This window comes from uncultured Ralstonia sp. (genome assembly GCA_913056305.1).
Classification (GTDB): domain Bacteria; phylum Pseudomonadota; class Gammaproteobacteria; order Burkholderiales; family Burkholderiaceae; genus Ralstonia.
Window position 1 is genome coordinate 1 of sequence record CAJXMR010000342.1, and the last position, 3,309, is coordinate 3,309.

Here is a 3,309-nt window from a genome sequence, read left to right on the forward strand (position 1 = left end):
GGGTCCATCAACAGCTTGTCTTCGAGGTCGCCGGTGCGGTTGTGGCCACATGCCGTCAACGCCAGCGCAGCCGCCAGCGCGAGCGGCACGAGAGCGCGCTGCGCTCCACGTGTCGTCATCACAGTCACGAATTTTCCTTAGGAGCTGTGTCGTCAGGGTTGGAAGAGGGGGCCGGCTCGGGCGTCACCACCGTCTCGACGATGACCGTCGTGGTGGTGACCGTCAGGACCGGCTGGGGACGTGGGCCGCGCGCGTTCTGGTCGCCACGGCCACCATGGCCGTCACGCTGCTCGCGCCCATCACGCTCACGGTGCTGCCCGCCGCGCCCATACGGCGAGAGCGGCGCGCGATGCTGCCGCTGCACGAAGCGCGAGAGCTCCGACAGCGCCAGCTGGTACACCTCGCGCTTGAACTCGATCACCGCCTCCAGCGGCACCCAGTACTGGCTCCACCGCCAGGCATCGAACTCCGGATGCTCGGTGGCGCGCAGATGGATGTCGCAGTCGCGACCGACCATGCGCAGCAGGAACCAGATCTGTTTCTGGCCCCGGTAATGGCCGCGAATCTCGCGGCGGATGAACTTGTCCGGCACCTCATACCGCAGCCAGTCGCGCGTGCGACCGACGATCCGGACGTGTTCTGGCAACAGGCCGACTTCTTCGTGCAGTTCGCGGAACATCGCTTGTTCGGGCGTTTCGCCGTACTTGATGCCGCCTTGTGGAAACTGCCAGGAGTGCTCGCCAATGCGCTTGCCCCAGAACACCTCGTTTCTTGCGTTGATGAGGATGATGCCGACGTTCGGGCGAAAGCCTTCACGATCGAGCATGACTGCACCTCGAATACTTTAGAATTACGCCGATTATAGAGCGGCCTGTCGTTCGGCTGTAATGGATGCCGAAATGTTGCCGCTCACTAGCGCCTCCTTGGGGGAGGGTGTCGCCCGTGCGAATGTGCATCAGGCGCCTCTCTGCATTCCCCGATTCCGGTGGCTTTTGCCCTTGTCCTCGCGGTATTGGTTGCCGCGGCCATCCCTTATTGTCAGTCGCATGAAAGCGTCCCAGTTCTTCATTTCCACGCTCAAGGAAGCGCCCTCCGACGCGGAGATCGTGTCGCACAAGTTGATGATGCGTGCCGGCATGATCAAGAAGCTCGGCGCGGGCCTCTATACGTATATGCCCGTGGGTCTGCGCGTGATCCGCAAGGTCGAGCAGATCGTGCGCGAAGAAATGAACGCCGCCGGTGCGGTGGAAGTGCTGATGCCGGTGGTGCAGCCGGCCGAGTTGTGGCAAGAGACCGGCCGCTGGGACAAGATGGGCGACGAGCTGCTGCGCTTCAAAGACCGCCATGAGCGCGATTTCGTCATCCAGCCGACCTCCGAAGAGGTGGTGACCGACATTGCCCGCACCGAGATCCGCTCGTACAAGCAGATGCCGGTCAATTTCTACCAGATCCAGACCAAGTTCCGCGACGAGCGCCGCCCGCGCTTCGGCATCATGCGCGGCCGCGAGTTCACCATGAAGGACGCCTACTCCTTCGACCGCGACACCGAGGGCCTGAAGGTCTCGTACCAGAAGATGGTCGAGGCTTACACGCGCATCTTCACCCGCTTTGGGCTGGAATTCCGCGCGGTGGCGGCCGACAACGGCGCCATCGGCGGTTCGGGCTCGCAAGAATTCCACGTGATCGCCGACACCGGCGAGGATGCCATCGTCTACAGCCCGGCATCGGACTACGCCGCCAACATGGAGGCCGCCGAAGCCGTGGCCCCGGCCACGCCGCGCGGCGCCGCCACCGAGGCGCTCACCAAGACGCACACGCCCAAGCGCGCCAAGTGCGAGGCCGTGGCCGAACAGCTCGGTATTCCCCTGCAGCGCACGGTCAAGTCCATCGTGCTGGCCAAGGACGTGGAAGAGGGTGAGCCGCAGATCTGGCTGCTGCTGCTGCGCGGCGACCACGAGCTCAACGAGATCAAGGCCTCGAAGGTGCCGGGCCTGGCCGATTTCCGCTTCGCCACCGAGGGCGAGATCCTGCGCGCGTTCGGTACGCCCCCGGGCTACCTGGGCCCGATCGGCATGAAGCAGCCGGTCAAGGTGGTGGCCGACCGCACCGTGGCGGCCATGAGCGATTTCGTGATCGGCGCCAACGAAGAGGACTACCACTTCACCGGCGTGAACTGGGGCCGCGACTTGCCCGAGGCCGAGGTCTACGACCTGCGCAACGTGGTGGAAGGCGATCCGTCGCCGGACGGCAAGGGCACGCTGGCGATCTGCCGCGGCATCGAAGTCGGCCACGTCTTCATGCTGGGCACGCGCTATTCCGAGGCGATGAACGCCACCTTCCTCGACGAGAACGGCAAGACCCAGCCGATGGTGATGGGCTGCTACGGTATCGGCGTGACCCGCATCCTGGGCGCGGCCATCGAACAGAACTATGATGCGCGCGGCATCATCTGGCCGGCGTCGATCGCACCGTTCCAAGTGGTGATCTGCCCGGTGGGCTACGACCGCTCCGACGCCGTGCGCGCCGAGGCCGACCGCCTGCACGCCGAATTCGTCGCCGCCGGCATCGACGTGATGCTGGACGACCGTGGCGAGCGCCCGGGCGCGATGTTCGCCGACTGGGAGCTGATCGGCGTGCCGTTCCGCGTGGTGGTGGGCGACCGCGGCCTGAAGGAAGGCAAGCTGGAATTCCAGGGCCGCCGCGACGAGGCCGCCACCAACGTGGCGCCGGCCGACGTGCTGGCGACACTGAAGGCGCGCCTCGCGCAGTAATGGAGCTGACCGCCATGCGCCGTTTCTTCGTCCCCCGCTCGATTGCCACTGCGCTGGCCGCAGTGACGTTGCTCGTGGGCGCGCAGGCGGCGTGGGCGGGTGCCCAGAAGGAAGAGGTTCTGGCGGACTCCGTGCGCAGCGCGCTGTCCGCCGCCGTGGCCGACAGCCGGCCGCTGCGCCCGGTGTTCGCCAACAACGACGAGCAGCTCGGCTACCTGCGCTGGTTGGCCGAGATGTCGGTGCGCATGTCGGCCAAGATCCCGCAGGCGTCGGTACGCGTGGAGCTGATCGAGACGGCGTACTACGAGGCCAAGCGTGCGGGTCTGGATCCGGCGCTGGTGCTCGGCCTGATGCAGGTGGAAAGCGGTTTCCGCAAGTACGCCATGAGCAGCGCTGGCGCCATGGGCCTGATGCAGGTGATGCCGTTCTGGACGCGCTCCATCGGCGATAACGACAAGCGCAAGCTGTTCCACCTGCAGAGCAACCTGCGCTACGGCTGCACGATCCTGCGTCATTACCTCGACATGGAAGGCGGCAA

The 3,309-nt window shown here is 65.7% G+C and carries 3 protein-coding genes; 2 read left to right on the forward strand and 1 reads right to left on the reverse strand.

All coding sequences use genetic code 11. The features are described 5' to 3' along the window. Positions 1-124 precede the first annotated feature (124 nt). Positions 125-826 (reverse strand): RNA pyrophosphohydrolase, encoded by a 702-nt coding sequence (locus tag QZ609_RS25670; RefSeq protein ID WP_295501083.1) that lies wholly within the window; start codon positions 824-826, stop codon positions 125-127. Between the two features lie 220 nt (positions 827-1,046). Between QZ609_RS25670 and QZ609_RS25675 the strand changes: the two genes are divergently transcribed. Both QZ609_RS25675 and QZ609_RS25680 read left to right on the forward strand, forming a co-directional pair. Next, positions 1,047-2,771 carry a proline--tRNA ligase gene (locus QZ609_RS25675; RefSeq protein ID WP_295501086.1) on the forward strand — a complete coding sequence of 575 codons (1,725 nt, stop codon included), beginning with the start codon at positions 1,047-1,049 and terminating at the stop codon, positions 2,769-2,771. 14 nt (positions 2,772-2,785) lie between these two features. Further along, positions 2,786-3,309: lytic transglycosylase domain-containing protein (locus QZ609_RS25680; RefSeq protein ID WP_295501089.1), on the forward strand; the 524-nt coding region annotated here is incomplete at its 3' end.

Coding starts and splice junctions, on each gene's coding strand:
- QZ609_RS25675 (WP_295501086.1), top strand. CDS start 1,047: ATGAAAGCGTCCCAGTTCTTCATTTCCACGCTCAAGGAAGCGCCCTCC.
- QZ609_RS25670 (WP_295501083.1), bottom strand. CDS start 826: ATGCTCGATCGTGAAGGCTTTCGCCCGAACGTCGGCATCATCCTCATC.